This is a genomic window from Streptomyces nymphaeiformis, from assembly GCF_014203895.1.
GTDB lineage: Bacteria > Actinomycetota > Actinomycetes > Streptomycetales > Streptomycetaceae > Streptomyces > Streptomyces nymphaeiformis.
Genome location: NZ_JACHJY010000001.1, coordinates 470,164 through 496,996, shown reverse-complemented (window position 1 = coordinate 496,996; position 26,833 = coordinate 470,164). Strand labels below are relative to the sequence as shown.

24 protein-coding genes and 3 tRNA genes are annotated in these 26,833 nt (G+C 72.4%); 3 read left to right on the top strand and 24 right to left on the bottom strand.

Annotated elements, in window-relative coordinates:
- Window positions 1-40: 40 nt before the first annotated feature.
- The 10 genes from GGE06_RS02110 to GGE06_RS02065 form a co-directional block, all read right to left on the bottom strand.
- Window positions 41-925: a YceI family protein gene (locus tag GGE06_RS02110; protein ID WP_184929891.1), complete on the bottom strand. Its 885-nt coding sequence runs from the start codon at window positions 923-925 to the stop codon at window positions 41-43.
- 127 nt (window positions 926-1,052) lie between these two features.
- Entirely contained in the window at window positions 1,053-2,342 is a 1,290-nt protein-coding gene (locus GGE06_RS02105; RefSeq protein WP_184929890.1) for an MFS transporter, read from the bottom strand.
- 5 nt (window positions 2,343-2,347) lie between these two features.
- Window positions 2,348-2,968 carry a winged helix-turn-helix domain-containing protein gene (locus GGE06_RS02100; RefSeq protein WP_116161046.1) on the bottom strand — a complete coding sequence of 207 codons (621 nt, stop codon included), beginning with the start codon at window positions 2,966-2,968 and terminating at the stop codon, window positions 2,348-2,350.
- A 129-nt stretch (window positions 2,969-3,097) separates the two neighbouring features.
- Window positions 3,098-5,584 (bottom strand): ComEC/Rec2 family competence protein, encoded by a 2,487-nt coding sequence (locus GGE06_RS02095; protein WP_184929889.1) that lies wholly within the window; start codon window positions 5,582-5,584, stop codon window positions 3,098-3,100.
- Entirely contained in the window at window positions 5,581-6,279 is a 699-nt protein-coding gene (locus tag GGE06_RS02090; RefSeq protein ID WP_376773484.1) for a ComEA family DNA-binding protein, read from the bottom strand. Before GGE06_RS02090 ends, GGE06_RS02095 begins: the two co-directional genes overlap by 4 nt.
- A gap of 439 nt (window positions 6,280-6,718) precedes the next feature.
- Window positions 6,719-7,564, bottom strand: a complete 846-nt coding sequence (locus GGE06_RS02085) for a DegV family protein (RefSeq protein WP_116161044.1) — start codon at window positions 7,562-7,564, stop codon at window positions 6,719-6,721.
- Between the two features lie 184 nt (window positions 7,565-7,748).
- A complete protein-coding gene (locus GGE06_RS02080) occupies window positions 7,749-8,447 on the bottom strand; it encodes a hypothetical protein (RefSeq protein WP_184929887.1) in 699 nt (232 codons plus the stop codon).
- Window positions 8,448-8,569: 122 nt separating this feature from the next.
- Window positions 8,570-11,443 (bottom strand): leucine--tRNA ligase, encoded by a 2,874-nt coding sequence (leuS, locus tag GGE06_RS02075; protein ID WP_184929886.1) that lies wholly within the window; start codon window positions 11,441-11,443, stop codon window positions 8,570-8,572.
- A 270-nt stretch (window positions 11,444-11,713) separates the two neighbouring features.
- Window positions 11,714-11,786 (bottom strand) — tRNA-Ala (locus GGE06_RS02070).
- A 72-nt stretch (window positions 11,787-11,858) separates the two neighbouring features.
- Window positions 11,859-11,931 (bottom strand) — tRNA-Ala (locus GGE06_RS02065).
- Window positions 11,932-12,053: 122 nt separating this feature from the next.
- Between GGE06_RS02065 and GGE06_RS02060 the strand changes: the two genes are divergently transcribed.
- Entirely contained in the window at window positions 12,054-13,274 is a 1,221-nt protein-coding gene (locus GGE06_RS02060) for a glycosyltransferase 87 family protein (RefSeq protein ID WP_116161041.1), read from the top strand.
- On the opposite strand, the gene GGE06_RS02055 is transcribed toward GGE06_RS02060, so the two are convergent.
- Complete coding sequence (locus tag GGE06_RS02055) at window positions 13,253-13,486, bottom strand: hypothetical protein (protein WP_015033559.1); 234 nt, start codon at window positions 13,484-13,486, stop codon at window positions 13,253-13,255. The genes GGE06_RS02060 and GGE06_RS02055 overlap by 22 nt on opposite strands.
- Before the next feature lie 137 nt (window positions 13,487-13,623).
- The gene (locus GGE06_RS02050) at window positions 13,624-15,057 is read right to left on the bottom strand and encodes an MFS transporter (RefSeq protein ID WP_184929885.1); all 1,434 of its coding nucleotides are present in this window, start codon (window positions 15,055-15,057) and stop codon (window positions 13,624-13,626) included.
- 101 nt (window positions 15,058-15,158) lie between these two features.
- Between GGE06_RS02050 and GGE06_RS02045 the strand changes: the two genes are divergently transcribed.
- Entirely contained in the window at window positions 15,159-16,022 is an 864-nt protein-coding gene (locus GGE06_RS02045; RefSeq protein WP_116161039.1) for a helix-turn-helix transcriptional regulator, read from the top strand.
- A gap of 61 nt (window positions 16,023-16,083) precedes the next feature.
- Here the strand turns inward: GGE06_RS02045 and GGE06_RS02040 are convergent.
- From GGE06_RS02040 to GGE06_RS02010, 7 genes are all read right to left on the bottom strand, one after another.
- Window positions 16,084-16,156: transfer RNA gene (locus tag GGE06_RS02040), tRNA-Ala, on the bottom strand.
- 104 nt (window positions 16,157-16,260) lie between these two features.
- On the bottom strand, window positions 16,261-16,914 hold the full coding sequence (locus GGE06_RS02035) for a histidine phosphatase family protein (protein WP_116161038.1): 654 nt from the start codon (window positions 16,912-16,914) through the stop codon (window positions 16,261-16,263).
- The gene (gene rsfS, locus GGE06_RS02030; protein ID WP_116161037.1) at window positions 16,911-17,375 is read right to left on the bottom strand and encodes a ribosome silencing factor; all 465 of its coding nucleotides are present in this window, start codon (window positions 17,373-17,375) and stop codon (window positions 16,911-16,913) included. The genes GGE06_RS02035 and rsfS overlap by 4 nt, the downstream gene beginning before the upstream one ends.
- An 84-nt stretch (window positions 17,376-17,459) precedes the next feature.
- Window positions 17,460-19,169, bottom strand: coding sequence for an LCP family protein (locus GGE06_RS02025; RefSeq protein WP_184929884.1), 1,710 nt, complete (start codon window positions 19,167-19,169; stop codon window positions 17,460-17,462).
- 19 nt (window positions 19,170-19,188) lie between these two features.
- Window positions 19,189-19,809 (bottom strand): nicotinate-nucleotide adenylyltransferase, encoded by a 621-nt coding sequence (gene nadD, locus GGE06_RS02020; RefSeq protein WP_116161035.1) that lies wholly within the window; start codon window positions 19,807-19,809, stop codon window positions 19,189-19,191.
- A gap of 52 nt (window positions 19,810-19,861) precedes the next feature.
- A complete protein-coding gene (locus GGE06_RS02015) occupies window positions 19,862-20,023 on the bottom strand; it encodes a hypothetical protein (RefSeq protein WP_181924634.1) in 162 nt (53 codons plus the stop codon).
- A gap of 83 nt (window positions 20,024-20,106) precedes the next feature.
- On the bottom strand, window positions 20,107-20,307 hold the full coding sequence (locus GGE06_RS02010) for a hypothetical protein (protein ID WP_116161034.1): 201 nt from the start codon (window positions 20,305-20,307) through the stop codon (window positions 20,107-20,109).
- A gap of 130 nt (window positions 20,308-20,437) precedes the next feature.
- On the opposite strand from GGE06_RS02010, the gene GGE06_RS02005 reads away from it, so the two are divergent.
- Window positions 20,438-21,556 (top strand): M48 family metallopeptidase, encoded by a 1,119-nt coding sequence (locus tag GGE06_RS02005; protein WP_116161033.1) that lies wholly within the window; start codon window positions 20,438-20,440, stop codon window positions 21,554-21,556.
- 202 nt (window positions 21,557-21,758) lie between these two features.
- On the opposite strand, the gene GGE06_RS02000 is transcribed toward GGE06_RS02005, so the two are convergent.
- From GGE06_RS02000 to proB, 5 genes are all read right to left on the bottom strand, one after another.
- Window positions 21,759-22,844, bottom strand: a complete 1,086-nt coding sequence (locus tag GGE06_RS02000) for an SCO2583 family membrane protein (RefSeq protein WP_116161032.1) — start codon at window positions 22,842-22,844, stop codon at window positions 21,759-21,761.
- 95 nt (window positions 22,845-22,939) lie between these two features.
- Window positions 22,940-23,512, bottom strand: coding sequence for an SCO2584 family spore wall biosynthesis protein (locus tag GGE06_RS01995; RefSeq protein WP_312883002.1), 573 nt, complete (start codon window positions 23,510-23,512; stop codon window positions 22,940-22,942).
- An 86-nt stretch (window positions 23,513-23,598) separates the two neighbouring features.
- The gene (locus GGE06_RS01990) at window positions 23,599-24,882 is read right to left on the bottom strand and encodes a glutamate-5-semialdehyde dehydrogenase (protein ID WP_116161031.1); all 1,284 of its coding nucleotides are present in this window, start codon (window positions 24,880-24,882) and stop codon (window positions 23,599-23,601) included.
- A gap of 103 nt (window positions 24,883-24,985) precedes the next feature.
- Window positions 24,986-25,495 (bottom strand): DUF8830 family protein, encoded by a 510-nt coding sequence (locus tag GGE06_RS01985; protein WP_116161030.1) that lies wholly within the window; start codon window positions 25,493-25,495, stop codon window positions 24,986-24,988.
- 151 nt (window positions 25,496-25,646) lie between these two features.
- Window positions 25,647-26,750, bottom strand: coding sequence for a glutamate 5-kinase (proB, locus tag GGE06_RS01980; RefSeq protein ID WP_184930164.1), 1,104 nt, complete (start codon window positions 26,748-26,750; stop codon window positions 25,647-25,649).
- Window positions 26,751-26,833: the final 83 nt, after the last annotated feature.

Below are 26,833 nucleotides of genomic sequence, written 5' to 3'. Positions count from 1 at the left end.
GGCGTGGCCCCGCCCGTCAGCCCTTCTCGGGGACGACCCGTCAGCCCTTCTTGGGAACGATCTGGATGTCGAGGTCGATGCTGATGCTCGACCCCACGGCCGCGATCCCCCGCGCGAGCAGCGTCTGCCAGGTGAGGGTGAAGTCCTCCCGGTGCAGTTCGGTGGTGGCCCGGCAGGCGCCCCGGGTCTCGCCCTCCAGGCCGTTCCCGAGGCCCAGGTACTGGGTGTCCAGGGTCACCGTGCGGCTCACCCCGTGGAGGGTGAGCGCGCCGGTGACCGCCCAGCGGCTGCCGCCCCGGTGGACGAAGCGCTCGCTGTAGAACTCCAGCGTCGGGTAGGCACCGACGTCGAGGAAGTCGCCGGAGCGCAGGTGGTCGTCGCGCATCTGCACCCCGGTGTCGATGGACGCGGCGTCGATGACGACGTGCATCGCGGACTGCTCCATGCGCTCGACGATCCGCACCGCGCCCGCGAAGCCGTTGAACCGTCCGTGGATCCGGGCGAGGCCGATGTGGCGCGCCGTGAAGCCGATCTGCGAGTGCGCGGGGTCGATCTCCCAGTCGCCCGGCTCGGGGAGCTGGGGCTGGGGCGCGACCTGGAGCAGGACGTCGCCGAGGCCCTGGTGCTCGCCCTCTGCGACGACGGCGCCGCCGTGGTAGGGCGTGTAGCCCTCGGAGGTGACGGCGACCCGGTACTCGCCGGCCGGCACGGTCGCGAAGACGGTTCCGTACGGATCGGTCTCGCCGGCCAGGATCTTGCGGCCGGCCGCGTCGCTGACGACGAACTCGGCCTGCCGGACGGGTTCGTGCACGGGGTCGAGCACCCGGCAGCTGAGCACGCCGGCGGAGGAGGGCACCGCGAGACCGGCGAGCGGACCGCCGCGCGCGGCTCCCGTCGCACGCTTCCCGAAGAGACGATCGAACATTCTTCACGCACCCCCGTGCGACTCGTTCACTATGCAACGAAGTTGCATTCGATCACCGATGAGGCGTTCGAGGCAAACGGGGGAAGTGACCGGAAGTGTTACCGAGGGTCCGAATTTGGGATTCCGCTTAGCTCGGCCGGCCCTGCGCCGCGCCCGACCCGACGGGCACCGCCGCGTCGACCCGCGTGGGCAGTTCCCGCATCCGCGGCACCGGCGAGGGCAGCAGCCAGAGCACGGCGAGGACGGCGCCGGCGGTGGCGATCCACAGCGTGGGGCGCAGCCCGATCGCCGTGCCGAGCAGACCCCCGACGAGCGCACCGAGCGGACGGAAGCCGTGGTTGAGCGTCCGGTACGCGCCCATGACCCTGGCCCGTACGGCGTCGGGTATCAGCGCCATCTGGAGCGATCCCCCGGCGATGTCGGCGAGCATGACCCCGAGGCAGGAGAGGAACTCGGCGGCGAACAGCACGCCCACCACCAGCGGACGCGGCCCGTCCGCCAGGGGCACCAGGAGCAGGGGCAGGGTGAAGCCGAGGAAGCCCGCGACGAGCGAGGCGCCGATGCCGATCCGCCGGACGACCGCTCCGGCCCACACCGCCCCGAGGAGGCCGCCGACGGCGCCGGCCGAGAGCACGAGGCCGAGCAGGCCCGCGCCGATGCCGAGTTCGGAGGTCGCGTAGAGCACGAAGATGGTGCTGAACATGAAGTTGAAGAACTGGATCGTGCCGGAGGCCGCGAACAGCGCGCGCATCGAGCGCTCCCGCAGCACCCAGCGCAGCCCCTCGGTGAAGTGTCCCTTGGCCACGGGCGCCGGCGCGGGTTCGACCGGCTCGATCCGGGCCAGGTACCCGGCCGACACCAGATAGGTGAGGGCGTCCGCGACGAGCGCGAAGGGTGCGGTGAGGAGCTGCACGAGCACTCCCCCGATCCCGGGCCCGGCGAGCCAGGCCGTCGAACGGCTGCCGTTGACCAGCGAGTTCGCCTGGACGTACCGCTCCTCGGGGACGAGCGCGACGAACAGCGTGACGTTGCAGACCTCGAAGAGCACGGTGAGCGCGCCGACCCCGAAGGCCACCGCGTACAACTGGCCGAGCGTCAGCGCGTCCAGCGCGTGGGCGACGGGGAGGGAGAGCACCAGCGCCACCCGCCCCAGGTCGGCCGCGATCATGGCGCGCCTACGGCTGCTCTGCCGATCGGCCCAGGCACCGAGCGGCAGGTTGAGCAGGAGGGCGGGCAGGAGTTCGGCGGTCTTGAGCAGGCCCATCGCCGTGGCGTCGGCGCCGAGGATCAGGACGGCCGCGAGCGGGATCGCGATGAGCGAGATCTGGTCCCCGGCGAGGGAGATGGTCTGCCCGGTCCAGTAGCGGCGGAAGGTCCGCTCGCGCAGCAGCGCCGGTATCCGTTCCACGAGGGCCATCTCGGTCACTCCTCTTCGCTGTCGGGGATGTCCTGGTCCAGGTAGGCGATCCGCAGGATGCTGACGGGCCGGGCGCCCTCGGGCCTGAGGGACGGGTCGGTCGCCCGCGCCTCGTAGGGCCGGAGGAGCTCGTCGATCCGCTCGCCGAGGCCCGCCAGTTCCTCGGCGGTGAGGTGGAGCACGGAGTCGCCGAACTGCTCGGCCTCCCGCCACTCCGCCGGCAGCCGGTGCCGCTTCTCCATGGCCCGGGTGACGCGCTCGAAGTACCGCTCGACGACGGCGGCGCTCAGCGCGTCGGCCGCCTCGGCGACCGTCGCGTCCTCACTGTGCTCCGGCCACTCGGTGTACCGGGCCGTCGCCCGCCAGGGCTTCTCCCGCCCCCGCCCGCCGGGCGCCTCCTCCACCAGTCCGTACTTGGCGAGTATCCGCAGGTGGTACGAGCAGCTGGCCACGGATTCGCCGGTCAGCTCGGCGGCCCTTGTGGCCGTGAAGGGCCCACTGGTGCGCAGGAGTCCGACCAGGGACATCCGCAGCGGATGGGCGTAGGCCCGCAGGGCGCGCGGGTCGGTGAGTCGGATGCTGCGGGGCGACTCTCCCCCGGACTGCGGTTCGCTGATCTCCGGCATGATGAAAAGGTACCTTTAGAAAGACTCCTTTACAAGGATCTCTTTACAAGCACTCCAGGCAGCTCCACCCTCCTCCTCCCGGCACTTTCGGGGCCGTCTCGCCCTCCTCCCGGCACTTTCAGGGCCGTCTCACCCTCCTCCCGGCACGGCCACGAGCCCGGCCCCCGCCCCCACCACCGCGACGGCCCCGTCCTGATCGGTCCGCAGCACCCGCGCGCCGCCCGCCCGGAGCGCTTCCAGCGTCCGGGGCGAGGGATGCCCGTACGGGTTGTCGCGGCCCGCCGACACCAGCGCGAGCCTCGGCCTCACCGCCTGCATCAGGCCCGGATCCTGGTGCGCGGAACCGTGATGGGCGACCTTCAGCACGTCCACCGGCCCAAGCCCCGGATGCAACCGCGCCAGCGCCCGCTGGGCCGGCGGTTCGAGGTCCCCCAGGAGCAGCAGCCTCAGCCCTCCGGCGGTACGGACGAGCAACGTGACACTGGCGTCGTTCGGCCCGCCGTCGGACGCCTCCGGGACCGCGACCCCTCCGACACCGGCCCACGGCCAGAGAACCCGCCACTCCAGGCCCCCGACCCTCCGCCGCTCCCCCGGCCCCGCGCGGACCAGCGGCACCCCGGCAGTGGCCGCGGTCCGCCGCACGAACGCGGCCTGGGCAGGCGGCTCTTCGAGCCCCGTGGTCTGGATCGCACCCACCGACCTCCCCCTCAGCACCCCGGGAAGCCCGGCCACATGGTCCGCGTGGAAGTGGGTGAGTACCAGCAACGGCACCCTCCGCACCCCGAGTTCACGCAGACAGCGGTCCACCGGCACCGGGTCGGGTCCCGCGTCCACCACGACGGCGGAGTCCCCGCCCGCCGCGAGCACCGTCGCGTCCCCCTGCCCCACCTGGCACATCGCGAACACCCAGCCCGGCGGCGGCCACCCCGTCGTCCACCGGACGAGCGGCGCCGGCCGCACCACCACGAGCAGGAGCACCCCTGCGACGATCACACCGACCACACCCCGGTACGGCAGCCTCCGCGCCCCGAGGACCAGCAGAACCGTGAGCAGCGCCAGCGCGAGCCCGCCCCACCAGCCGCCGGGCCAGGCCAGCTCGGCCCCCGGCAGTGCCGCGCCCGTACGGGCCACCTTCGCGAGCCACCCGGCCGGCCACCCCGCCCCCCACGCGAGGCCCTCCGCGGCCGGCATCCAGACCGCCGCCAGGGCGAGCGTGGCGAACCCGCACACCGTCGCCGGCGCCACCGCGAGTTCGGCGAAGAGGTTCGCCGGGACGGCGACCAGACTCACCCGGGCGGCGAACACCACCACGACCGGCGCGCATACCGCCTGCGCCGCCAGGGCCGCGCCCAGCGCCTCCGCAAGCCGGCCGGGCACCCGGCGCCGCCGCAGCACCTCGCTCCAGCGCGGGGCGATCGTCAGCAGCGCCCCGGTCGCCAGGACCGAGAGCAGGAAGCCGTAACTCCGGGCGAGCCAGGGGTCGTAGAGCACGAGGACGAGCACGACGGCGGCCAGCGCGGGGATCAGCGATCTCCTGCGTCCCGTACCGATCGCGAGCAGCGCGACGAGACCGCAGGCCGCGGCACGCAGCACGCTCGGGTCCGGCCGGCAGACGATCACGAACGCGAGCGTCAGCCCTCCCCCGGCCAGCGCCGTGACCCGCAGCGACAACCCGATCCGCGGCGCGAGCCCGCCCCTCTCCACCTGGTGCGCCCGCCCGGGCCTCCCGATGAGCAGAAGCAAGACGATCGTCAGATTGCTGCCGGACACCGCCAGGAGGTGGGTGAGATCGGTCGCCTCGAACGCGTCCCGCAGATCGGGGCCGACCCGGGAGGTGTCCCCGACGACCAGTCCCGGCAGCAGAGCCCGCGCGTCCGGATCGAGCTTGTCGGTCGCTCTGCGCAGTCCTGCACGCAGATCGCCTGCCGTCCGTTGCAGGGTGCTCGGCGGGCCGACGATCCGCGGTGGTCCCGCCCCGTCGACCTTCACCACCGCCGCGAAGGGCTCCCCCGGTCGCAGCGGCGGCGCGAGCCGGGCGCCGACCCGCAGCCGGGTGGTGGGGAGGAGCCGCAACCACTCCTCCCGCCCCTTTCCCGACGGCACGATCAGCAGGACCGGCGTCCGGGTCCGGTGGACCGAACCGTCCGACCGCTCGACCCGGGTCACCTCGCCGTCCAGGACGATCGACACCGGCGCCATCGCGTTGCCCCGGACCTTGGGCCGGGTGAGCCGGGGGTCGGAGGTCACGGCCACCTCAAGCCGCGCCCGCGCGTAATCCCGCGCCAGCTCCGGCACGGGCCCCCGCCGCAGATCCGCCGCGTGCAGTCCGGCCGAAGCGGCTCCGGTCGCCGCACAGAGCAGGACCCCGGCCCAGGCCGTCGCCCGTAATCGCCACCCGGGTGTGGCCCCTGGTACGGCGGCTCCGGAACCGTCGTCCAGGCCGCGCCGCCGCCGGACCGACGCCCGCACCAGCAGAAGCACGGCCCCCACCAGGCACACCGTGACGCCGGCGACCGTCCACCACCCGGGGACGCCCACGGCACAGGCCGCCGCCGCCCAGACTGCCGCCGCGAGGGGAACGAGCCGGAGATCGGCCGGCCCCTCGTCGTCCTTCATGGCCGGACCAGCGGTTCGAGATCGGCGAACCGTCGCTCGCCGATGCCGTTGACCTCCCGCAGCTCCCCGACCGACCGGAAGCCGCCGTGCTCCGTCCGGTGGTCGACGATGTGCTGTGCGAGCACGGGTCCCACACCGGGCAGGCCGTCGAGCTGTTCCGCCGTGGCCGTGTTGAGGCTCAACGGCACCCCCGTGCCACCGCTCCCAGCGCCGCCGGGAGCGGAGCCGCCGCCGGGACCCGCGCCGCCCGCCGGCATCCCCGGCACGCCGACCAGGACCTGCTCGCCGTCGAACAGGACGCGGGCCCGGTTCACCCCCGTGAGGTCCGCGCCGGGCTCCGCGCCACCCGCCGCCCGCAGGGCATCGGCCACTCGCGAGCCGGCCGGCAGGGTCAGCACCCCGGGCCTGCGCACCTTGCCGCCGATGTCGACGACGACCCGCGCCCCGGAAGCCCCGGCCCCCGGCACCGGTGCCTTTCCCGGCTCGGGCTTCGTCGCGGGCGCGGCGGGCATGGGGGCAGCGGCCCGGACGAGTTCGGGGGCGCGCACCGGCTCCGGCCGCCCGGTCCAGAAGTACCCGCCCGCGAGGCCCGCCGCCAGGAGCAGCACCACCGTCAGCGCGGTCAGCGCCCTCGGTTCGAGCCCGCACCTGGTCTGCACCCACACCGGGGCCCGGTCGCGGAGCAGCGCGGCCACCCGCGCCCGTACCCCCGGTGGGGAACCCCGCTCCGGTGCCTCCGGCACTTCACGGACATCCGGCGCCTCCTGGATCCCCGGCGAAGGCACTGGGACTGGCACCGGCACCCTCACCGGTGGTGTCACCCTCGGGAACAGTGCGTCCCCCCGCCGACGCACGGCACCCCCGGGCGCCCCGGGCACTGCGGAAGCCCGCCCGACCCGGGCCCGTGTCCTGGTGCGCCCGTCCGACCCGCGCGCCCGTCCGGGCCCGCTCGTCGGGGCACCCGCCCTGCCCGAGGTCGTGGAGGTGGTCGACGCGATACGTGTACGAAGAGTCATGTCCGTGACGGTAGAGATCACGGACGGCCCGTGCGGAGCGCAGTCGTCTTCCGTGGACAGACGCTCCGCTGTGCAAAACCCCGTCACCCGTGTGGGGGACGGAGGGGACCTGGCTGTCTCAGCGCGGCGAGACGACGACCGCGAGGAGACCCGGGCCCGTGTGGGCGCCGATGACCGCCCCCACCTCGCTGACCTGGAGTTCCTCGATTCCCGGGACGCGCTCCCTGAGCCGGTCCGCGAGCGCGGCGGCTCGCTCCGGCGCGGAGAGGTGGTGCACGGCGATGTCGACGGAGCCGGAGCCGGCCCGGTCCACGGCGATCTCCTCCAGGCGTGCGATGGCCTTCGAGGCCGTCCGTACCTTCTCCCGGAGTTCGATCCGCCCGGCGTCGAGTTCGAGGAGCGGCTTCACCGCGAGCGCCGAACCGAGCAGTGCCTGCGCGGTCCCGATGCGCCCGCCCCTACGCAGGTAGTCCAGGGTGTCGACGTAGAAGTAGGCGGAGGTCCCCGCGGCACGCTTCTCGGCCGCCGCGACCGCCTCGTCGAGGGAACCGCCGGCCTCCGCGACCTCCGCCGCGGCGAGCGCGCAGAAGCCCAGGGCCATGCCCATCATGCGGGTGTCCACCACCCGTACGGGCACGGGGGCGTCCTTGGCCGCGAGCACGGCGGCGTCGTAGGTCCCGGAGACCTCGGCGGACAGATGGAGCGAGACGACGCCCTTCGCGCCCGCCTCGGCGGCCTCGCGGTAGGCCTCGGCGAAGACCTCGGGGCTCGGCCGCGAGGTGGTGACGGACCGGCGCTTCTGCAAGGCCTCGGCAAGGGCCTTCGCAGAGATCTCGGTGCCCTCCTCGAGGGCGCGGTCGCCGATGACGACGGTCAGCGGGACCGTGGTGATGGCGTGCCGCTCCCTCGTCTGGCGTGGCAGGTAGGCCGTGGAATCGGTGACGATCGCGACATGCCGGGACATGAGCGGGAGGTTACCCGCCGGGGCCACCGCACGGCAGCCCGGCCCCCCTCACCGAACGCCCGCTCGCACCCCGCAGGGCCGGCCCGGGGACTCCGGGCCCCTCACCAGACGCTTGTCCGTCCCTCGGTCGCGGCCTCTCCCCGGGACGCCCACCCGTGTCCCGCCCCGGCTTCGCCGGCGGCCGTCAGGTCGTGGTCTCCGGGCGGGCCGACTTCTCCCACGGGTAGGCGGTGCGCCGGGGATCGGGTCCCGTGATCGCGGACCGCTCTCCACCGGCCCCGGGGGCCGTCTCGCGGCCGGGACCGGCGGGCTGCGTCGTCCCCTGCGTGGCCTCCGGACGCGTCCAGTGGCGCAGGGCACCGGCCTCGACGTCGATCTGGGCGCTGAGCGTCGACAGGTCGTCCTCGGCGAACTTCACCGCCCGGTCCCGGGCGGCGCGGCGCAGCGCGTCGGCCGAGCCCGTGATCCGCTCGGTCCGCGCGGCGAGCTCGGGCAGCTGGCCGGCCACCCAGGCCCGGTCGGGCTCGCGCTCCATGCGCTTGAGGTCCGCGTCCAGTTCGAGTCCGTGGGCGCTGAGCCGGTGGAACAGGTCGAGCGACTCCTTCAGGGAGGCGTCCTCGCCGACGCCCGCCTGCAGCGCCTCCTGGGTGGCGCGCATCGAGGTGCGCAGCGACAGCCGCAACCGGGCCAGCTCGCCCGCGGTCCCGGCCTGGCCGAAGCTCTTGGCCCGCAGCGTGGTCTCCTCGACCGTGCGCCGGGCCTGGTCGATGGTGCGGTCGACCCCGCGCGCGGCGGCCTTCGCGACCTTCACGGTGACGAACACCCCGAGTGCCACGAAGGACAAGAAGAGCAGCGCCATGATCGTGATAATCGTGGCTTCCATGTGCGCCCCTCCGGCTCCGTCGAATTCCCACGGCTGTGGTTCTTCCACGTTAAACGGAACGGGCAGGCCGCGGGTTCCTTCGGAACCCCCAACCTGCCCGTAGGGGAAACCCCTATGTGCCGCTAACCGGCGACGATGTTCACCAGCTTCGGCGCGCGCACGATCACCTTGCGGATCTCCGCGCCGCCCAGCGCCGCGACCACGTGCGGGTCGGCCAGCGCCAGCGTCTCCAGCTCCGCGTCGGTGATCGACGGGGAGACCTCCAGGCGGGCCTTGACCTTGCCCTTGATCTGCACGACGCAGGTCACGGTCTCGTCGACGACGTACGCCGGGTCGGCGACCGGAAAGTCCTGGTGGACGACCGAGGCGGTGTGGCCCAGCTTGCGCCACAGCTCCTCGGCGATGTGCGGGGCCAGCGGGGCGACCAGCAGCACCAGCTGCTCGGCGACCGGCCGGGAGATCGCGCCACCGGACTTGGTCAGGTGGTTGTTCAGCTCGGTGATCTTGGCGATGGCGGTGTTGAAGCGCATCGCGGCCATGTCCTGCGCGACGCCGTCGATCGCCTTGTGCAGGGCACGCAGCGTGTCCTCGTCGGGCGCGGTGTCGACGACGGTGACCTCGCCGGTCGCCTCGTCGACGATGTTGCGCCACAGCCGCTGCAGCAGCCGGTACTGGCCGACCACCGCGCGCGTGTCCCAGGGGCGCGACACGTCCAGGGGGCCCATCGCCATCTCGTACAGGCGCAGGGTGTCGGCGCCGTACTCGGAGCAGATCTCGTCCGGCGTGACCGCGTTCTTCAGGGACTTGCCCATCTTGCCCAGGACGCGGCTGACCTTCTCGCCCTGGTAGTAGAACGCGCCGTCCCGCTCCTCGACCTCGGCGGCCGGCACGGCGATCCCGCGCGCGTCCCGGTAGACGAAGGCCTGGATCATGCCCTGGTTGTACAGCTTGTGGAACGGCTCGGCCGAGGAGATGTGGCCCAGGTCGAACAGCATCTTCGACCAGAAGCGCGCGTACAGCAGGTGCAGCACGGCGTGCTCGGCACCGCCGACGTACAGGTCGACGCCACCGGTCGGCATGCCCTCGCGGGGACCCATCCAGTACTGCTCGACGGCGGGGTCGACCAGCTTCTCGGAGTTGTGCGGGTCCAGGTAGCGCAGCTCGTACCAGCAGGAGCCGGCCCAGTTGGGCATGGTGTTGGTCTCGCGCCGGTAGCGGCGCGGGCCGGAGCCGTCGCCCAGGTCCAGGGTGACGTTGACCCAGTCCTCGTTGCGGGACAGCGGGGTCTCCGGCTGGGTGTCCGCGTCGTCGGGGTCGAAGGTGCGCGGCGAGTAGTCCTCGACCTCCGGCAGCTCCAGGGGCAGCATCGACTCGGGCAGCGAGTGGGCGACGCCGTCCTCGTCGTAGACGATCGGGAAGGGCTCGCCCCAGTACCGCTGGCGGCTGAACAGCCAGTCGCGCAGACGGAAGTTGACGGTGCCCTCGCCGATGCCGCGGTCGGACAGCCAGGTGGTGATCTTCGCCTTGGCGTCGACGACGCCCAGGCCGTCCAGGGAGATCTCGTCGTTGGCCGAGTTCACCAGCTTCGCCTCGTACGAGGAGAAGGCGTCGTCCCAGGTCGACGGGTCGGTGCCGCGGTCGTCGCTCGGCTCCACGACGCAGCGCATCGGCAGCTCGAAGGCGCGCGCGAAGGCGAAGTCGCGGCTGTCGTGCGCCGGGACGGCCATGATCGCGCCGGTGCCGTAGCCCATCAGGACGTAGTCGGCGATGAAGACCGGGACCTTGGCGCCGCTGACCGGGTTGGTCGCGTACGCGCCGGTGAAGACGCCGGTCTTGTCCTTGGCCTCGGCCTGGCGCTCGACGTCGGACTTCGAGGCGGCCTGCTTGCGGTAGGCGTCGACGGCCTCGGAGGGGGTGGCGTGACCGCCGGTCCACACCTCGTGGGTGCCCTCGGGCCAGGTGGCCGGGACGATCTTCTCGACCAGGTCGTGCTCGGGCGCCAGGACCATGTAGGTGGCGCCGAACAGGGTGTCCTGGCGGGTGGTGAAGACCGTGATGGCACCGGTGTCGCCGACCTGGAAGTCGACGCGGGCGCCCTCGGAGCGGCCGATCCAGTTCCGCTGCTGCAGCTTGATGGCCTCGGGCCAGTCCAGCGCGTCCAGGTCGTCCAGCAGGCGGTCCGCGTAGGCGGTGATCCGCATGTTCCACTGGCGCAGCTTGGCCTTGAAGACCGGGAAGTTGCCGCGCTCGGAGCGGCCGTCGGCGGTGACCTCCTCGTTGGCCAGGACGGTGCCCAGGCCGGGGCACCAGTTGACCGGCGCGTCGGAGGCGTACGCCAGGCGGTACTCGCCCAGGACCTCGGAGCGCTCGACGGCGGTCAGCTCGCTCCACGCGCGCGTGCCGGGGACCTCACGGGTGCCGTTCTCGAACTGCTCGATCAGCTCGGCGATCGGCCGGGCCTTCTTGGCCTCGTCGTCGTACCAGGAGTTGAAGATCTGCAGGAAGATCCACTGGGTCCACTTGTAGTACTCCGGGTCGATCGTGGCGAACGACCGGCGCTTGTCGTGGCCCAGGCCCAGCCGGCGCAGCTGGACCTTCATGTTCTCCATGTTGGCCTCGGTGGACACACGCGGGTGCGTGCCGGTCTGCACGGCGTACTGCTCGGCCGGCAGGCCGAAGGCGTCGAAGCCCAGGGTGTGCAGCACGTTGTGGCCGGTCATGCGCGCGTGGCGGGCGAAGACGTCCGTGGCGATGTAGCCCAGCGGGTGGCCGACGTGCAGGCCCGCACCCGAGGGGTACGGGAACATGTCCATGATGAACTTCTTGGGCAGGGCGGCGACCGCGGGGTCGCCCGCCAGGTCACCGGTGGGGTTCGGCGCCTCGTAGGTGCCCTCGGCGTCCCAGAAGTCCTGCCAGCGTGCCTCGATGTCGGCGGCCATGGCCGCCGTGTAGCGATGAGGGGCCGCCGTCTCGGCGGCCGTCGTGATCTCGGTCATGGTCCTTGATGCTCCATCGATCGTCTCTGCCCACTGCCACGAATGCCCGAAATGAAAAATCCCCTCGCACAGGAGGGGATGCCGCGCCGACTCCGACGGGATGCTCTGTCACCCGTCGGCACTGGTCAGCGCGGCTCGGTAAGCAGGAGGCGTACGGCACGCATGGCGCCAGGGTACCGCAGGGCCCGAGCGGGCCGCACCGGCGTTCCATGGAGCGGGAGAACGCGAAGAAGCGGGTCACCCTGATCGGGGTGACCCGCTTCTCTTCTGTGGAGCTAAGGAGAATTGAACTCCTGACCTCCTGCATGCCATGCAGGCGCTCTACCAACTGAGCTATAGCCCCGCGTACGGGAATGTTCATTTCACCGCAGAATCGGCACGAGCCATCCGGTCCGGATGGCTCGGTTCCGATCTGTGGAGCTAAGGAGAATTGAACTCCTGACCTCCTGCATGCCATGCAGGCGCTCTACCAACTGAGCTATAGCCCCTTGATGCGTCGTCCCGGCTTCGACATCGGCCGTGGCGACGAACAGAACATTAACGGCCCGCGCGGCAGATCTCCAAATCGGTTTCTCCGCCCCGTCCGGGCCCCCGGGTAGGGTCGCCGGTTGTGTCCGTCTCCGTGCTCTCCCGAACCCGCGCCCGGCCGTGGCCCCTGGCCACCGCCGCGGCGGTCTGTCTGCTCTCGTTCACGGCCTTCTGGGTGGCGCAACGCCTCGCCCACGTGAACATGCTCGACGTCATGGTCTACCGGGCGGAGGGCGAGACGGTCCGGGCCGGCGGCGACCTGTACGCGATGCGCGCGACCTCGGCGAACCTCGGCATGACCTACCCGCCGTTCGCGGCGCTGCTGTTCGTCCCGCTGACGCTGGTGGACGTTCCGCTGATGCGGACGCTGACGACGGCGGGGAACCTGCTCCTGGTGGTCGCCCTGGTGCAGCTGTCGCTCCAGCTGATCCGCCCCTCGCTGTCCCGTACGGACCTGTGGCGCACGACGCTGTGGGTCGCCGCCGTCGTGGTCTGGTGCGAGCCGGTGTGGACGACCCTGCGGTACGGCCAGATCAACCTGCTCATAGCCGTGGCGGTGCTCTGGGACCTCACGCGTCGCGAGGGCAGCCGCTGGGCCGGCCTGGGCATCGGCCTGGCGACCGCGGTGAAGCTCACACCGGGACTCTTCGTGGTCCTGCTGCTCGCCGCGGGCCTGCTGCTGTGGCGCCGGGACCGGGGCATGAACCAGTGGCTGCGCACGGCGCTGACAGCGACCGGGGTGTTCCTCGGGACGACGCTGGCCGTGGCCGTCGCCCTGCCCGCGGACTCCAAGCGGTTCTGGACGGAGACCCTGTTCGAGACCGGCCGGGTCGGCTTCGCCGAGGAGACCGCCAACCAGTCGATCCGCGGGGTCCTGGCCCGGCTGATGCACACGGACGACCCGGGCATGTGGTGGGCGGTGACCGCGGCCGTCCTGGGCGGCGCGGCGATGGTGCTCGCGGTACGGGCGGCGGTGCGCGGCGACAAGGCGGTGGCCGTGGTCGTCTGCGCGTTCACGGCGCTGATGATCAGCCCGATCTCGTGGTCCCACCACTGGGTCTGGTGCGTACCCCTGCTGATCCTGCTCGCGGACCGCGCCACGCGCGCGTGGCCGGTGACGGGGGCGGTGGCGCTGGCCTTCGCCTCGTTCGCGCTGTGGTGGGTCCCGCACGACCCGGGCCGCCCCGAACTGGACCAGAACGCGGGGCAGATGCTGCTGTCGGCGATCTACCCGCTGACGGCGACGGCGCTGTTCGCGGGATACGCGTGGACGCTGCGGCGTCAGGCCGTGGCGAAGGAGTAGAACCGCTTGAGGGTGCAGTGCTCGTCGAGGAGCCGGCCGTAGATCGGCTCCCCCTCGAGCTCGCGGTACGTCTCGATGGGGTCGCCTTTTATGATCAGCGCCCGCGCGCACTCCTCGCACCAGTACTGGAACCCGGGATTGACGGGATCCATGTCGCGCACGATGGGCGTACCGCTGCCGCACCAGTCGCATTTCCGCCTGTGTGCACCCATCAATCAGCTCCAGCTGTGGCCGCAGGCTGTGCACCCATAGGACACCCCGCCGTTGTCGCCGAGCACTTGGGTCACCCTCCCGTCCGGATCCTCGTCCCCCTCCGGCCGTCCGATTCTGCCATGGCCTCGCAAGAGGGTCAGCGTGATCGTCGCGGCAGTCCCGCCACGGCGCCCACCGCGGACGCCGCGGCCAGGGCGAGGGCGGTCGCCCACAGCGCGTCGGCGGACTGCTGAGCTCCGGAACCCGCGTAACGGCTGAGGAAGAGGGTGCCGAACGTGGCGACGCCGACGAGCTGCCCGAGCTGGGTGACGGTGGCGAGCAGTCCGCTGGCGTCGGCCGCGTCCTCGGGACGTACGGTGGCCAGCGCCCCGGTCAGGGCCGGGCTGAAGGCCAGCGAGATCCCCGCGCCGACCGCGCCCAGGGCCGGGTAGAGCCCCCAGCCGCCGGTGCCGCCGTCCCGGAGCAGCCCGCCGACGGCGAGGAGCGCCGCGGCCGCGAGCACGAATCCGGCCGGGACCAGCGCGCGGTGGAGCCGGGCCGGCCAGCGCCGCCAGGTCAGTCCGACGGTGCCGAAGACGGCGGCGGCGGGGGCGAAGGTGAGTCCGGCGCGCAGGGCGCTGTGGCCGAGCCCGCCCTGCAGATGCAGGGTGAAGGTGAACAGGAAGCCGGCGTTGACGCCCATCGCCACGGTGATCCAGAGGACGGCCTTCCCGATGCCCGGGATGCGCAGCACGCGCGGGGCGATCAGCGGGGCGCCGCCGCGCCGGGCGAGCCGGGACTCGTAGACGCCGAAGACCGCGGCGAGCACCAGGGAGCCGCCGAGGGAGAGCCAGGTCCACAGCGGCCAGTCCTGCTCCTGGCCGAGGACGAGGGGGACGGTCAGCAGGGACACGGCGGCGGCGAGCAGGAGCAGACCGGGCAGGTCGAGGGCACGCGCACGCGTGGGCCCGGCGTGGGCGTCCCGGGGCAGCACCCGGGCGCCGAGGGCGAGCAGCGCGATCCCGATGGGGACGTTGACGAGGAAGACGGGCCGCCAGCCGGTGCCGAAGAGGTCGGCGCTCACCAGGACGCCGCCGACGACCTGCCCGGCGGCCGCTCCGGTGGCCAGGACCGCGGAGTAGGCGCTGAGGGCCCGGACCCGGCGCTCACCGGTGAAGTTGCGCTGGATGAGGCTGAGCACCTGAGGGATCATCAGGGCGGATCCCGCGCCCTGCACCAGTCGGAAGGCGATCAACTGGCCGGCGTCCGCGGCGAGTCCGCAGGCGAGCGAGGCCGCGGTGAACACGGCCAGGCCGCCGAGGTAGGCCCGGCGGTGGCCGATCAGGTCGCCGAGCCGGGCCCCGGTGATCAGCAGCACCGCGTAGGTGATCGTGTATCCGGCGATGACGAGTTGGAGCGCCCCTCCGGACGCGGAGAGCTCGGACCGGATCGTGGGGGCGGCCACGTTGACGATGAAGACGTCGAGGAGCGCCATGAACTGGGCGGCGAGCACCACTCCGAGGAGCAGTCCGGGGCGGGTGTCGGTGGCAGGGTCTTTACTGGTTGCGGGACGTGTCGTGGTCGAGGTCATGCGTCGAGCGTGACCTCGATCGGATACGGGTAACGAGAGCCCGCCGATGCTGGTACTGACACCACCTGGCAACGGCGGCACGGGGACTCGACCATGGGGGTGTGACGATTGTGGCAGCGCTACCGACGCAGCGACGGCGACGACCGGAACTGGCCGCGTTCCTGCGCAGCCGCCGGGCCCGGGTGTCCCCGGAGGACGTGGGGATGCCGCCGGGCCTCCGCCGGCGCACGCCGGGGCTGCGCCGCGAGGAGGTCGCCCAGCTCTCCGGCGTCGGCGTCACCTGGTACACGTGGCTGGAGCAGGGCCGGCCGATCAACGCCTCCGCGCAGGTCCTCGACGCGGTGGCCCGTACCCTCCGGCTCGACCGGCCGGAGCGCGAGCACCTCTACCACCTCGCCGAAGTGCCGTACGCCCCCGACAGGTCGGCCCCGGACATACCGGAGGTCAGCCCGGAGCTCCAGGGGATCCTCGACGCCCTGGACCCGCTCCCGGCGGTGCTCTACAACGCGCGGTACGACGTGCTGGCGACCAACATCCTGTACGAGCGGCTCCTGATGCAGGGCGGACAGGGCCTGGACACCGGCCCGTTCGGCATACGCAACGTGCTCTGGGCGCTGTTCAGCGTCCCGGCGTCCCAGTGCCCGGTGGTCGACCGGAAGCGGGAGCTGCCGCTGATGGTGGCCCAGCTGCGGGGCGCGTACGGCCGGCATGTGGGCGAGCCGGACTGGGAGGAGTTCGTACGGCGTCTCGCGGAGGTCAGCCCGGAGTTCGCCCGGCTGTGGAGCAGCGGTGACGTGGTCCCCCCGGGAACACGGGTGAAGACGTTCCGGCACGGGCTGCTCGGCGAGGTCCGGCTGACCTCGGTCTCCCTCTCGGTCAACGGGATGCCGGAGTGCCGGATCGTGACGTACACCCCGTGCGACGAGGAGAGCCGTCAGGGGATCGAGCTCCTGCGGTCCATGTGACCGGACAGCTGACGGAACGACGAATCCCGCCCCCCTGACGGGGGACGGGATCCGGTGACTGTGGAGCTAAGGAGAATTGAACTCCTGACCTCCTGCATGCCATGCAGGCGCTCTACCAACTGAGCTATAGCCCCTTGCGTTCTTCGTGTTCTTCGCGCTGTGCGCTCCGAACAAGAAGAACTCTAGCCTGTGACCTGCCGGAAAGTGAAATCCGGGCCCGGCAGGCCGGTCGCGGGGCTCAGTCGTCGTCGCCGAGGACCGGCTCGGGCAGCGTGCCGGCGTTGTGCTCGAGCAGGCGCCAGCCTCGTGCGCCCTCGCCGAGCACCGACCAGCAGCAGTTGGAGAGCCCGCCCAGGCTCTCCCAGTGGCGGGCCTCCAGGCCCAGGAGCCGGCCGATGGTGGTGCGGATGGTGCCGCCGTGGCTGACCACGACGAGCGTGCCGTCCTCGGGGAGCTTGTCGGCGTGCCCCAGGACCACCGGGGCGGCCCGGTCGGCCACCTCGGTCTCGAGCTCGCCGCCGCCCCGGCGCACGGGCTCGCCGCGCTTCCAGGCGGCGTACTGCTCGCCGTACCGCGCGACGATCTCGTCGTGGGTCAGCCCCTGCCACTCCCCCGCGTACGTCTCGCGCAGGGCGGAGTCGTGGGCGACGGAGTGGCCGGTGATCGCCGAGAGCTCGGCGGCGGTGGCCGCCGCCCGCTTCAGGTCGGAGGCCACGATGGCGTCCGGCTTGAGCGCGGCGAGCAGCCGGGCGGCCCGGCGCGCCTGGGCGACGCCGGTCTCCGTCAGCTCGATGTCGGTCGAGCCCTGGAAGCGGCGCTCCAGGTTCCAGGCGGTCTGGCCATGACGCCAGAGGACGATGCGGCGGCCGCTGCCGCCCTTGGCGGCGCTCAGCTCAGCTCACCGTCCGGTCCCTCGGGAAGGCCCGAGCCGGCCTCGATGTCGGCGCCGGTCAGGGCGGCGTGCTCGGCGGCCTTGCCGCGGGTGTTCACGGCGTCCTCGGGCAGGTCGAGCTCGGGGCAGTCCTTCCACAGCCGCTCCAGGGCGTAGAAGACCCGCTCCTCGCTGTGCTGGACGTGGACGACGATGTCGACGTAGTCCAGGAGGATCCAGCGCGCGTCGCGGTCGCCTTCACGGCGGACCGGCTTGGCGCCGAGCTCCTTGAGCAGCCGCTCCTCGATCTCGTCGACGATCGACTTGACCTGGCGGTCGTTGGGCGCGGAGGCGAGCAGGAAGGCGTCGGTGATCGACAGCACGTCGCTGACGTCGTACGCGATGATGTCGTGCGCGAGCCGGTCGGCGGCCGCCTGGGCGGCGGTCTTGATGAGCTCGATGGAACGGTCCGTGGCGGTCACAAGCAGGCTTTCGTCGGCGGTCCAGTACCCCTCCAGGGTCTCACGGACCGCCGACGGCCCCGTCGGCGTTTTCCGGGGCGCCCCTTACCGGGCCGCCGGGACCTTGTAGTCCTGGCCCAGGACCACGGTGACCGCGATCGTTCCCGAGGGCTTGCCCTTGGCGACCGAGGAGGCTGGCAGCCCCAGCGTCTTGGACACCTCGACCGCCGTCTCCTTCTGGGCGTCGTCGCCGTAGAGGACCTGCGATTCCGACCGGGTCTCCGCGTCGGCGCCGCCCACGAAGGTGAAGCCGCCGTTGATCAGGGCGATCCGGGCCGCCTCCGCGGCCTTCTTGCCGGAACCGTCCCGCAGCGAGACCCGGGGCACGTCGCCCGCCTCGGGGGCGGTGACCTTGCCGCCCAGGATGTCCTTCACCACGCTGTCGCTCGCGCCCTCGGTCAGCGCGCCGTCCTGCCCCACCGGGAGCAGGGCCGTCTTGTAGTCGCCGATCTTGGCGTGCTCGGCGAGCTTGGCCAGGGAGGCGGCGAGGTCCTTCTCCGGGAGCGAGGGGTCGAGGATCTGCTGGAGGGTCTCGATGGTGACCGTGGCCGCCTCGGGGTCGCTGGAGAACTTGCGCAGCACCCCGTACATGACCGCGCCGAAGCGCTGGAGCTGCTTGGCCTCGGCCTCACCGGGCGCCCGGTAGGTGGCGTAGGCGACGGCGGCGCGGCCGTTGAGCGTCTGCTTCTCGCCCTGCCGGACGAGCGGTTCGGCGCCCTTCTTGGTGTCGGGGACGTCCGTGTCGGTGTCGATCTCGATGCCGCTGACGGACTCGACGAGGTTCTCCAGGTACGGGGTGTCGAGCCGCCAGGTACCGGCGATCTTCGCCCCGAGCAGGTTGCCGATGGCCTCCCTGGTGCCGCTGGAGCCGTCCTCCTCGACCGACTTCCCGAGGGTGGTCGCGGCGCCCTCCTCGTCGGCGACGACGACGGAGTTGGGCACGAGGACCGTGGTGCCCTGGCGGGTGGTGGTGTTGTCCACGAGCAGGGCGGTGGAGGTGGTGCCGCGCTTGAGGTCGTGGAGGTGGACCACGATCGTGTCGCGCTGCTGCGGGCCGGTCGCGGCGTTCCCCGCCTTCTGCTCCGGGTCGGACGAGCCGGGGAACAGACCCGCGGACCAGAGGTAGCCGACGCCGCCGGCGACGGCGAGCACGAGGACGACGACGAGCGCGACGATCCGGTTGCGGCCGCGCCGCCTGGCCTCCTCGCGCCGCTCGGAGCGGCTCTCGGTGAACTTGAGCCAGTCGATGACGTCCTCGGAGTCCTCGTCGGGCTCCTCGATGAACGAGAACTGCTCCGTGCGGTACGCGCGGTCGTCCTCGTCCCGCCGCGGCGCGGGCCGCTCGGACGCGGGGCGCTGACCGGGGACTCCGACGGGCGCCGCGACCGGGGCGGGCGGCGCCGCGGGGGCCGCCGGCGCGGCCTGGACGGGGGCCTGCGCGGGCGCGGCGGGGGCGGGCTCGGCCTGGGCGGCCCACTGCTGGCCGGTGTCGTAGGACGGGTAGGCGTAGCCCTGCTGCCCGTAGGGGTCGTACTGCGGGGGCTGGACGGGTTCCTGGGCGGGGGGCTGCTGGGCGTACGGGTCGTAGCCGTAGCCCTGCTGCGGCTGCTGCTGCCCGCCGTACGGGTCGTAGTGCTGTGCGGGCGCCTGCTGCTGTGCCTGCGGCTGCTGGTACACCGGCTGCCCGTACTGGTCGTAGCCGATGATCTGCGGCTGCGGATAGTACGGGTCGTACGGGTGCTGCTGATCGGTCACCGGTGCCCCTCCCCGAAGGTCACTCGCCGCGGTACAGCTGGCGCTTGTCGATGTAGCGCACCACGCCGTCCGGGACCAGGTACCAGACGGGATCGCCCTGCGCGACCCTCGCCCTGCAGTCGGTGGAGGAGATGGCGAGCGCGGGGATCTCGACGAGCGAGACCCCGCCCTTGGGCAGTCCGTCGTCGGTGAGGTCGTGGCCCGGCCGGGTGACGCCGATGAAGTGGGCGAGCGAGAAGAGCTCCTCGGCGTCGCGCCAGGTGAGGATCTGCGACAGCGCGTCGGCCCCGGTGATGAAGAACAGGTCCGAGTCGCTGTTGAGGGACGCGAGGTCCCGCAGGGTGTCGATGGTGTACGTCGCGCCGCCGCGGTCGATGTCGATCCGGCTCACGGAGAACTGCGGGTTGGACGCCGTGGCGATGACCGTCATCAGATAACGGTCCTCGGCCGCCGAGACGACCTTGTGGGTCTTCTGCCACGGCTCCCCGGTCGGCACGAACACCACCTCGTCGAGGTGGAACAGGGCGGCGACCTCGCTGGCCGCCACCAGGTGTCCGTGGTGGATCGGGTCGAAGGTTCCGCCCATCACGCCGAGTCGGCGCTTCGCGCGCCCGCCAGTAGGCATTTCCTGCTCTCCCATGCGTGCAGAGCCTACTGGCACGGCGGCGGACGCCGGATCAGCGGTCTCCGGTTCAGCGGTCGCGGTTGAAGCGGGTGGTGATCCACAGCAGCAGGAGCAGGGTGCCGAAGGCACCGAAGCCGGTGAGGTAGGGGCTGAGGCTGTCGTGGTTGCCGCCGTTCTCGGCACCCTCGGCGAGGGTGACCAGGTGGGCGGCGGCGCTGTGGAGACTCATCGTCGGCAGACCTATCGATCGGGGATGGGAGCGGAGACTTCGCGCACATCGTATGCGGGCGGTCGCCGCGTGCTCACGCCGACTCAGGCGTTGGCGTCGCGGTCCGTGCCGCCGCCGTCGCCGGTGTCGTCCGTGCCGTCGTTGCGATAGCCCCGCAGCAGGAACCAGGCGAGCAGGGCTCCGCCCACGATCGAGACGAGCAGCAGGATGCGGAGCGTGTCTCCCGGCCCCTGCTGCGCGGCGGCCGCGAGCAGCGCGGCTGCGGTGTCGGCGGTGTCCGGCATGTCGGTCGTGCCCTTCGGTCGTCCTCGGCGCCCAAGTTATCCACAGGGCCCCCGGCACACGGTAGCGCCAGCGCCTACGCTGGGTTCAGTCAGGGGGACGAGCACCGACTCGTACGAACAGGGGGCATCCATGACCGGGAACGACCAGGGGAACGTGCCGAGCAGGCAGCGCAAGCGGTTCCCCGGCATCTCCTCGCGGGCCTACGAGCATCCGGCCGACCGCTCCGCCCTTGTGGCGCTGCGGAAGCTCAGCGGCTTCGACACGGCCTTCAAGGCGCTCAGCGGCCTGCTGCCGGAGCGCAGCCTGCGACTCCTCTACCTCTCGGACTCCGTCCGGGTGAGCGACGCGCAGTTCATCCACCTCAACGACATGCTGAGGGACGCCTGTTACATCCTGGACCTGGAGAAGGTCCCGCCGATGTACGTCGTCCAGGACCCCAAGCCCAACGCGATGTGCATCGGCCTCGACGAGCCGATCATCGTGGTCACCACCGGTCTGGTGGAGCTCCTCGACGAGGAGGAGATGCGGGCGGTCGTCGGCCACGAGGTCGGGCACGCGCTCTCCGGGCACTCCGTGTACCGCACGATCCTGCTGTTCCTCACCAACCTCGCGCTCAAGATCGCCTGGATCCCGCTGGGGACGGTCGCGATCACGGCCATCGTGACGGGGCTGCGCGAGTGGTTCCGCAAGTCGGAGCTCTCCGCCGACCGGGCCGGCCTCCTCGTCGGCCAGGACGTACTGGCCTCCATGCGCGGCCTGATGAAGATCGCCGGCGGCAACCACCTGCACGAGATGAACGTGGACGCGTTCCTCGCCCAGGCCGACGAGTACGAGAAGGCCGGGGACCTGCGGGACTCGGTCCTGAAGATCCTCAACGTGCTGCCGCGCTCGCACCCCTTCACCACCGTCCGCGCGGCGGAGCTGAAGAAGTGGTCGGAGAGCCGCGACTTCCAGCGGATCATGGACGGGCACTACCCGAAGCGCTCCGAGGACAAGGACACCTCGGTCTCGGACTCCTTCCGCGAGTCGGCCGGGCACTACGCCGACACGGTGCGGACCAGCAAGGATCCCCTGCTGAAGCTGGTCGGGGACATAGCCGGCGGCGCCGGTGACCTGGCGGGCGACCTGGGCGGTCGGCTGCGCAACCGCTTCGGCGGCGGCCAGGCCTCCGGCGGCAAGGAAACCGGGGGCGAGAGCGGGGGCCGGGAGACGGGCGGCGCGTCCGGGGAGGCCAAGAGCGAGGGCTGAGCCGGGGCGGTCCCGGGCTAGGGCTGACCTGCGGGCGGGACCCGGGGGCGCCCGGAGGGCCCTGAGACGCTCAGAGGCCCCGGGGGCGCCGGAGGCCCCGGGGACGCTCGGAAGGCCCGGGGACGCTCAGAGGACCCGGGGACGCGCGGAGGGCCCTGGGATGCTCAGAGGACCCTGAGGCGCTTAGAAGACCCTGGGGCGTTCAGAGGGACGGCAAGGCGCTCGGGGCCAGGGCTCCGCACAGGCCGGGGGCGGCGGGTCGGGCGGTGGCGTACGGGTCGGTGACCGCCGGGCCGGCGCTCACGTCGGAGGCCCGCGCTCCCGCCAGGAGCGGCTTCAGGGAGCCGGTGGTGTCGGCGCCGCACGCCTGCGGGCCGGCCTCCACGGTGCTGGTCAGCAGCTCGGCCCGGTGCATGCGGAGGTCTTCGCGGTCGAAGCGGAAGTGCACCACGCGGTGGACCGTGAAGAGGGAGGCCGCGGCGACCGGGCCCGCGCCCTTGGCGACCGGGCGGAGGGCGTAGGTGTACGTGTGGTCCGCGGTGACGTCCAGCGTGTCGGGGCCGGTCTCCTCGAAGCGGAGGGTGCCCTGCACCCGGGCGGCGGGCTCCGCGAGGGCCACCTGACGGGGGTCGAAGCGGATGAGCCAGGCCGCGAGGGCGTGTCGGCCGTCGTCGGCGGGGGACTCGACGCTCCGGTCGAACTGTTCCAGCTGGTCCGGGTCGAGCAGCAGGCGCGCGGGCCGGACGGTCGCCCCGGACAGGACGTCCGGCTCCAGGCCGGAGGCCACCAGATACTCCTTGGCGATGCTCAGGCCGGTGACGACCTGGCTCTCGGCGAAGTGGGAGGTGCGCCCGGCGACGGGCAGGTTGATGCCGGCGGCCCCGGTGCGGAACTCGGCGGCCGGGCTGTGGGCGAAGAGGCGGTCGGGCGTGCCGCCCGGGACGGCGCCCTGGGGGGCGAGCGGGACGACCGTGGTCCGCAGGGGCTCGGCCCGCTGGTCGACGGGGGGCTGGTACGGGTTGCGGACACCCAGGTAGATGGCGGTGCCGAAGGCGAGGAGGATCAGCAGCACCAGCAGGACCGCCTGGCGGGAGCCGCTCCGGGTCTCCCAGGAGGAGCGGCTGCGGACGGCCTGGGCGTGCTCGCCCATCCGCTCCCGGGCCGAGAACTCCTGAAGGTGGGCAGCGCGGATGAACGCCTCGTCGAAGACGACGGATCGGTACTCGTCCTCACCACCGCCGGGGAACCCCTCGGGTGTCCCCTCAGGCGGGTCGCCACGCCCTGCCATACCTTCAGGGTAGGTCCGCACGGGCTTCGGTAAACGCCCGGAGACAAGTTCGGAAGAATTCCGCCGTCGGAGTGTGACGGAGGGGCGCCGGGCGCCTAACGGGGTGACGCCGACCGGGCCACGGGGGCGGGCGCGGGGGCCTGGGCGGCCGGCGGGGCGGGGTTCGGGTTCGGTGTGTCGACGCCCGTGGTGGCCGGCGGCGGGACCTGGTCCTCGTGGTTGGCGGCCGCGCCCCGGTAGACGGCGCTGAAGGCGAGGGCGACCATGCCGACGCCCATGACGAGGGCGAGGACCCAGGCGACGGGCCGGAGCCAGCGGGCGCGGCCCCGGTAGGGGCGCAGGGCCCCGCCGTGGCGGCCGTAGGGGCTGGCGTCGTCGCCGATGTCGTCGGGCTCGTAGGTCAGGCCCACGGCGTCCGGGCCGTCCTCGTAGAGGTCGTCCTCGACGGATCCGCCGCCGGCGCGGGCGCGGGCCGCCTCGGCCTCGGCACGGGCCTGCGCGGCTTCGAGGAGCCGCTCGACCGCGGTGGGCTCGTGGAAGGCGGCGGCCCTGACGAAGTCCTCGTCGAAGACCACGTCGGCCCAGACCTCGTCGGCGCCTCCGCGGTCGACTGCGTCCTCGGGGTCCCCGCCGTCCTGGAACGGCTTGCCCCCCACGTCGTCCGGCACGGATTCAGAGTAGACCCGCAAGGTGCTTTTGGGCAGGGAGAGTGCGAAGTCTCCCTGCCCGTCCACCCCCGTACCGAAAGGAGGTGTTACCGCACGTGACCGTCACCGGTGACGATGTACTTGGTCGAGGTCAGCTCGGGAAGGCCCATGGGGCCCCGGGCGTGCAGCTTCTGGGTGGAGATGCCGATCTCGGCGCCGAAGCCGAACTGGCCGCCGTCCGTGAACCGGGTGGAGGCGTTCACGGCGACCGTGGTGGAGTCGACCAGCTGGGTGAAACGGCGGGCCGCGGCCTGCGAGGTGGTGACGATCGCCTCGGTGTGGCCGGAGGACCACATCCGGATGTGCTCGACGGCCTTGTCGAGGGAGTCGACGACGGCGGCGGCGATGTCGTACGAGAGGTACTCGGTCTCCCAGTCCTCGGGCACGGCCGGGACGACGGTGGCCTTGGAGCCCTCGGAGAGGGCGAGGACCCGCTCGTCGGCGTGGACGGTGACGCCGGCCTCGGCGAGCGCGGCGAGGGCCTTGGGCACGAAGGCCTCGGCGACGTCCTGGTGGACGAGGAGGGTCTCGGCGGCGTTGCAGACGCTGACCCGGGAGGCCTTGGAGTTGATCAGGATGTCGACGGCCATGTCGAGGTCGGTCTGGGCGTCGACGTAGACGTGGCAGTTTCCGGTGCCGGTCTCGATGACCGGGACGGTGGACTCCTCGACGACGGTGCGGATGAGGGAGGCGCCGCCGCGCGGGATCAGGACGTCCACGAGACCGCGGGCGCGCATCAGCTCGCGGACCGAGTCGCGGGACTCGCCGGGGACGAGCTGGATCGCGTCGGCGGGCAGTCCGGCGCCGCCGACGGCGTCACGCAGGACGGTCACCAGGGCGGTGTTGGAGGCGTACGCGGAGGAGGAGCCGCGGAGCAGGACGGCGTTGCCGGACTTGAGGCAGAGGGCGGCGGCGTCGACGGTGACGTTGGGGCGGGCCTCGTAGATGATGCCGACGACGCCGAGCGGGACGCGGACCTGGCGCAGGTCGATGCCGTTGGGGAGGGTCGAGCCGCGGACGACCTCGCCGACGGGGTCGGGCAGCGCGGCGACGTCGCGGACGTCGGCCGCGATGGCCCGGACGCGCTCGGGGGTGAGGGTGAGCCGGTCGATGATGGCCTCGCTGGTCCCGGCTTCGCGGGCCTTCGCGATGTCCACCGCGTTGGCTTCGACGATCTCCGCGGTGCGGACTTCGAGGGCGTCCGCGATCGCGAGGAGCGCGTCGTCCTTGGCCGCGCGCGGGAGTGGCGCGATTTCGGCGGCGGCGCCACGGGCCCGGTAGGCGGCCCGGGTGACCGGGGAGAGGTTGTCGAGGGGCGTGAGCGAGGTCATGTCCGCAGGGTACTGGCACCTCTGCGGACATCCCTCACGTATCCCGCACTCCGAGACGTACCACCGCCGCGGGAGCGCGTCCCTGGCCGGGGACGCGCGCCCGTCAGTAGGGGTGGACGCCGACCGGGGCGGCCGGGGGCGGGCCGTAGCCCTCCGCGATGCGCTGGTGGTAGGTCTCGCGGTCGATGACCTCGAGGCCCACGATCTCCCAGGGCGGCAGCTTGGCGGTCTGCCGGTGCTCGCCCCACAGGCGCAGGGCGACGGCCGCCGCGTCGTGCAGGTCGCGGGCCTCCTCCCAGTACCGGATCTCGGCGTGGTCGTTGGCGTAGCGGCTGGTCAGCAGGAAGGGGTGGTCGTGGGCCAGCTGTTCGAGCCCGCGTCGCACCTCCTTCAGCGGCGACTCCACGCCCGACACACTCAGAGTGATGTGCCAGAGCTTGGACACCGGCCGTTCCTCACGTGTCTCGGTGGTGGTCTCGGTCTTCCTGTCCGTGGGCAGGTCCGACCTGTCCGACCTGTCCCGTGCCTCGTCGAAGTCGGCTCCGGCCTCGACACTGGTCAGGGCGCGTTCGGCAGTCCCGCGGGGCGGTGCCCCTGGGCGCGCTCGTCTCACCGGCGGCCTCCTGTGTGATGCGTGTGGTGCTGTACCCCGCCTTGTCTTACCCCCGAGACAAAGTTGACCAGCCCGAGGCGGTACTTGGGGCGGTTTTGGTAAACGTCCCTTCCGGATGGCCGGACTTTCAGCCGTTTCGGCGTCGGCCCCGTCAGCGGATGACGACCAGGTCGTCACGGTGGACGACCTCGCGCTCGTACTCGGGTCCGAGGTCCTTGGCGAGTTCGTGCGTGGAGCGGCCGAGCATCCGGGGCAGCTCCTTGGCGTCGAAGTTGACGAGGCCGCGGGCGACGGCCCGGCCGGAGGTGTCGCGGAGCTCGACGGGGTCGCCGGCCACGAAGTCGCCCTCGACGGCCGCGACACCGGCAGCGAGCAGGGACTTCTTGCCTTCGACGACGGCCCGTACGGCTCCGTCGTCGAGGCTCAGGTGGCCCTGCGGGGTGGAGGCGTGGGCGAGCCAGAGCAGGCGGTCGGCGGAGCGGCGGCCGGTGCGGTGGAAGTACGTGCCGGTGTCCCGGCCGGCGAGGGCGTCGGCGGCGCGGCTCGCGGAGGTGAGGACGACGGGGATGCCGGCGGCGGCGGCGATCCGGGCGGCCTCGACCTTGGTGACCATGCCGCCGGTGCCGACGCCCGCCTTGCCGGCGGAGCCGATCTCGACGTGGGCGATGTCCGCGGGTCCTTCGACCTGCGCGATCCGCGAGGTGCCGGGCTTGGACGGGTCCCCGTCGTAGAGCCCGTCGACGTCGGAGAGCAGCACGAGCAGGTCGGCGCGGACGAGGTGGGCGACGAGGGCGGCGAGCCGGTCGTTGTCGCCGAAGCGGATCTCGTCCGTGGCGACGGTGTCGTTCTCGTTGACGACGGGCAGCGCGCCCATGGCGAGGAGCTGGTCCAGGGTCCGGTACGCGTTGCGGTAGTGGGCGCGCCGGCTGGTGTCGTCGGTGGTGAGGAGGACCTGGCCGACGCGGACGCCGTAGCGGGCGAAGGAGGCGGTGTAGCGGGCGACGAGGAGGCCCTGGCCGACGCTGGCGGCGGCCTGCTGGCGGGCGAGGTCCTTGGGCCGGCGGGTGAGGCCGAGCGGTGCGAGGCCTGCGGCGATGGCGCCGGAGGAGACGAGGACGATCTCCCGCTCGCCGCCGCTGCGGACCTTGGCGAGGACGTCGACGAGGGCGTCGACGCGGTCGGCGTCGAGGCCTCCTGAGGCGGTGGTGAGCGAGGAGGAGCCGACCTTGACGACGATCCTGCGGGCCTCCGTCACGTACTGCCTCGCCACGTCCGTCTGTCCCGTCACGTGTCCCGTCACCTGCGTCGCCACCTGCGTCGTCCTCACTCGGCTGTCCC

What these genes read in the sequence shown, in the direction of transcription:
- GGE06_RS02005 (WP_116161033.1), top strand. Translation starts at nt 20,438, where the DNA reads ATGACCGGGAACGACCAGGGGAACGTGCCGAGCAGGCAGCGCAAGCGG.
- GGE06_RS02110 (WP_184929891.1), bottom strand. Translation starts at nt 925, where the DNA reads ATGTTCGATCGTCTCTTCGGGAAGCGTGCGACGGGAGCCGCGCGCGGC.
- GGE06_RS02100 (WP_116161046.1), bottom strand. Translation starts at nt 2,968, where the DNA reads ATGCCGGAGATCAGCGAACCGCAGTCCGGGGGAGAGTCGCCCCGCAGC.
- GGE06_RS02010 (WP_116161034.1), bottom strand. Translation starts at nt 20,307, where the DNA reads ATGCCGGACACCGCCGACACCGCAGCCGCGCTGCTCGCGGCCGCCGCG.
- GGE06_RS02050 (WP_184929885.1), bottom strand. Translation starts at nt 15,057, where the DNA reads ATGACCTCGACCACGACACGTCCCGCAACCAGTAAAGACCCTGCCACC.
- GGE06_RS02095 (WP_184929889.1), bottom strand. Translation starts at nt 5,584, where the DNA reads ATGAAGGACGACGAGGGGCCGGCCGATCTCCGGCTCGTTCCCCTCGCG.
- GGE06_RS02000 (WP_116161032.1), bottom strand. Translation starts at nt 22,844, where the DNA reads ATGGCAGGGCGTGGCGACCCGCCTGAGGGGACACCCGAGGGGTTCCCC.
- GGE06_RS02055 (WP_015033559.1), bottom strand. Translation starts at nt 13,486, where the DNA reads ATGGGTGCACACAGGCGGAAATGCGACTGGTGCGGCAGCGGTACGCCC.
- leuS (WP_184929886.1), bottom strand. Translation starts at nt 11,443, where the DNA reads ATGACCGAGATCACGACGGCCGCCGAGACGGCGGCCCCTCATCGCTAC.
- GGE06_RS02085 (WP_116161044.1), bottom strand. Translation starts at nt 7,564, where the DNA reads ATGTCCCGGCATGTCGCGATCGTCACCGATTCCACGGCCTACCTGCCA.
- GGE06_RS02015 (WP_181924634.1), bottom strand. Translation starts at nt 20,023, where the DNA reads ATGAGTCTCCACAGCGCCGCCGCCCACCTGGTCACCCTCGCCGAGGGT.
- GGE06_RS01990 (WP_116161031.1), bottom strand. Translation starts at nt 24,882, where the DNA reads ATGACCTCGCTCACGCCCCTCGACAACCTCTCCCCGGTCACCCGGGCC.
- GGE06_RS02105 (WP_184929890.1), bottom strand. Translation starts at nt 2,342, where the DNA reads ATGGCCCTCGTGGAACGGATACCGGCGCTGCTGCGCGAGCGGACCTTC.
- GGE06_RS02080 (WP_184929887.1), bottom strand. Translation starts at nt 8,447, where the DNA reads ATGGAAGCCACGATTATCACGATCATGGCGCTGCTCTTCTTGTCCTTC.
- nadD (WP_116161035.1), bottom strand. Translation starts at nt 19,809, where the DNA reads ATGGGAGAGCAGGAAATGCCTACTGGCGGGCGCGCGAAGCGCCGACTC.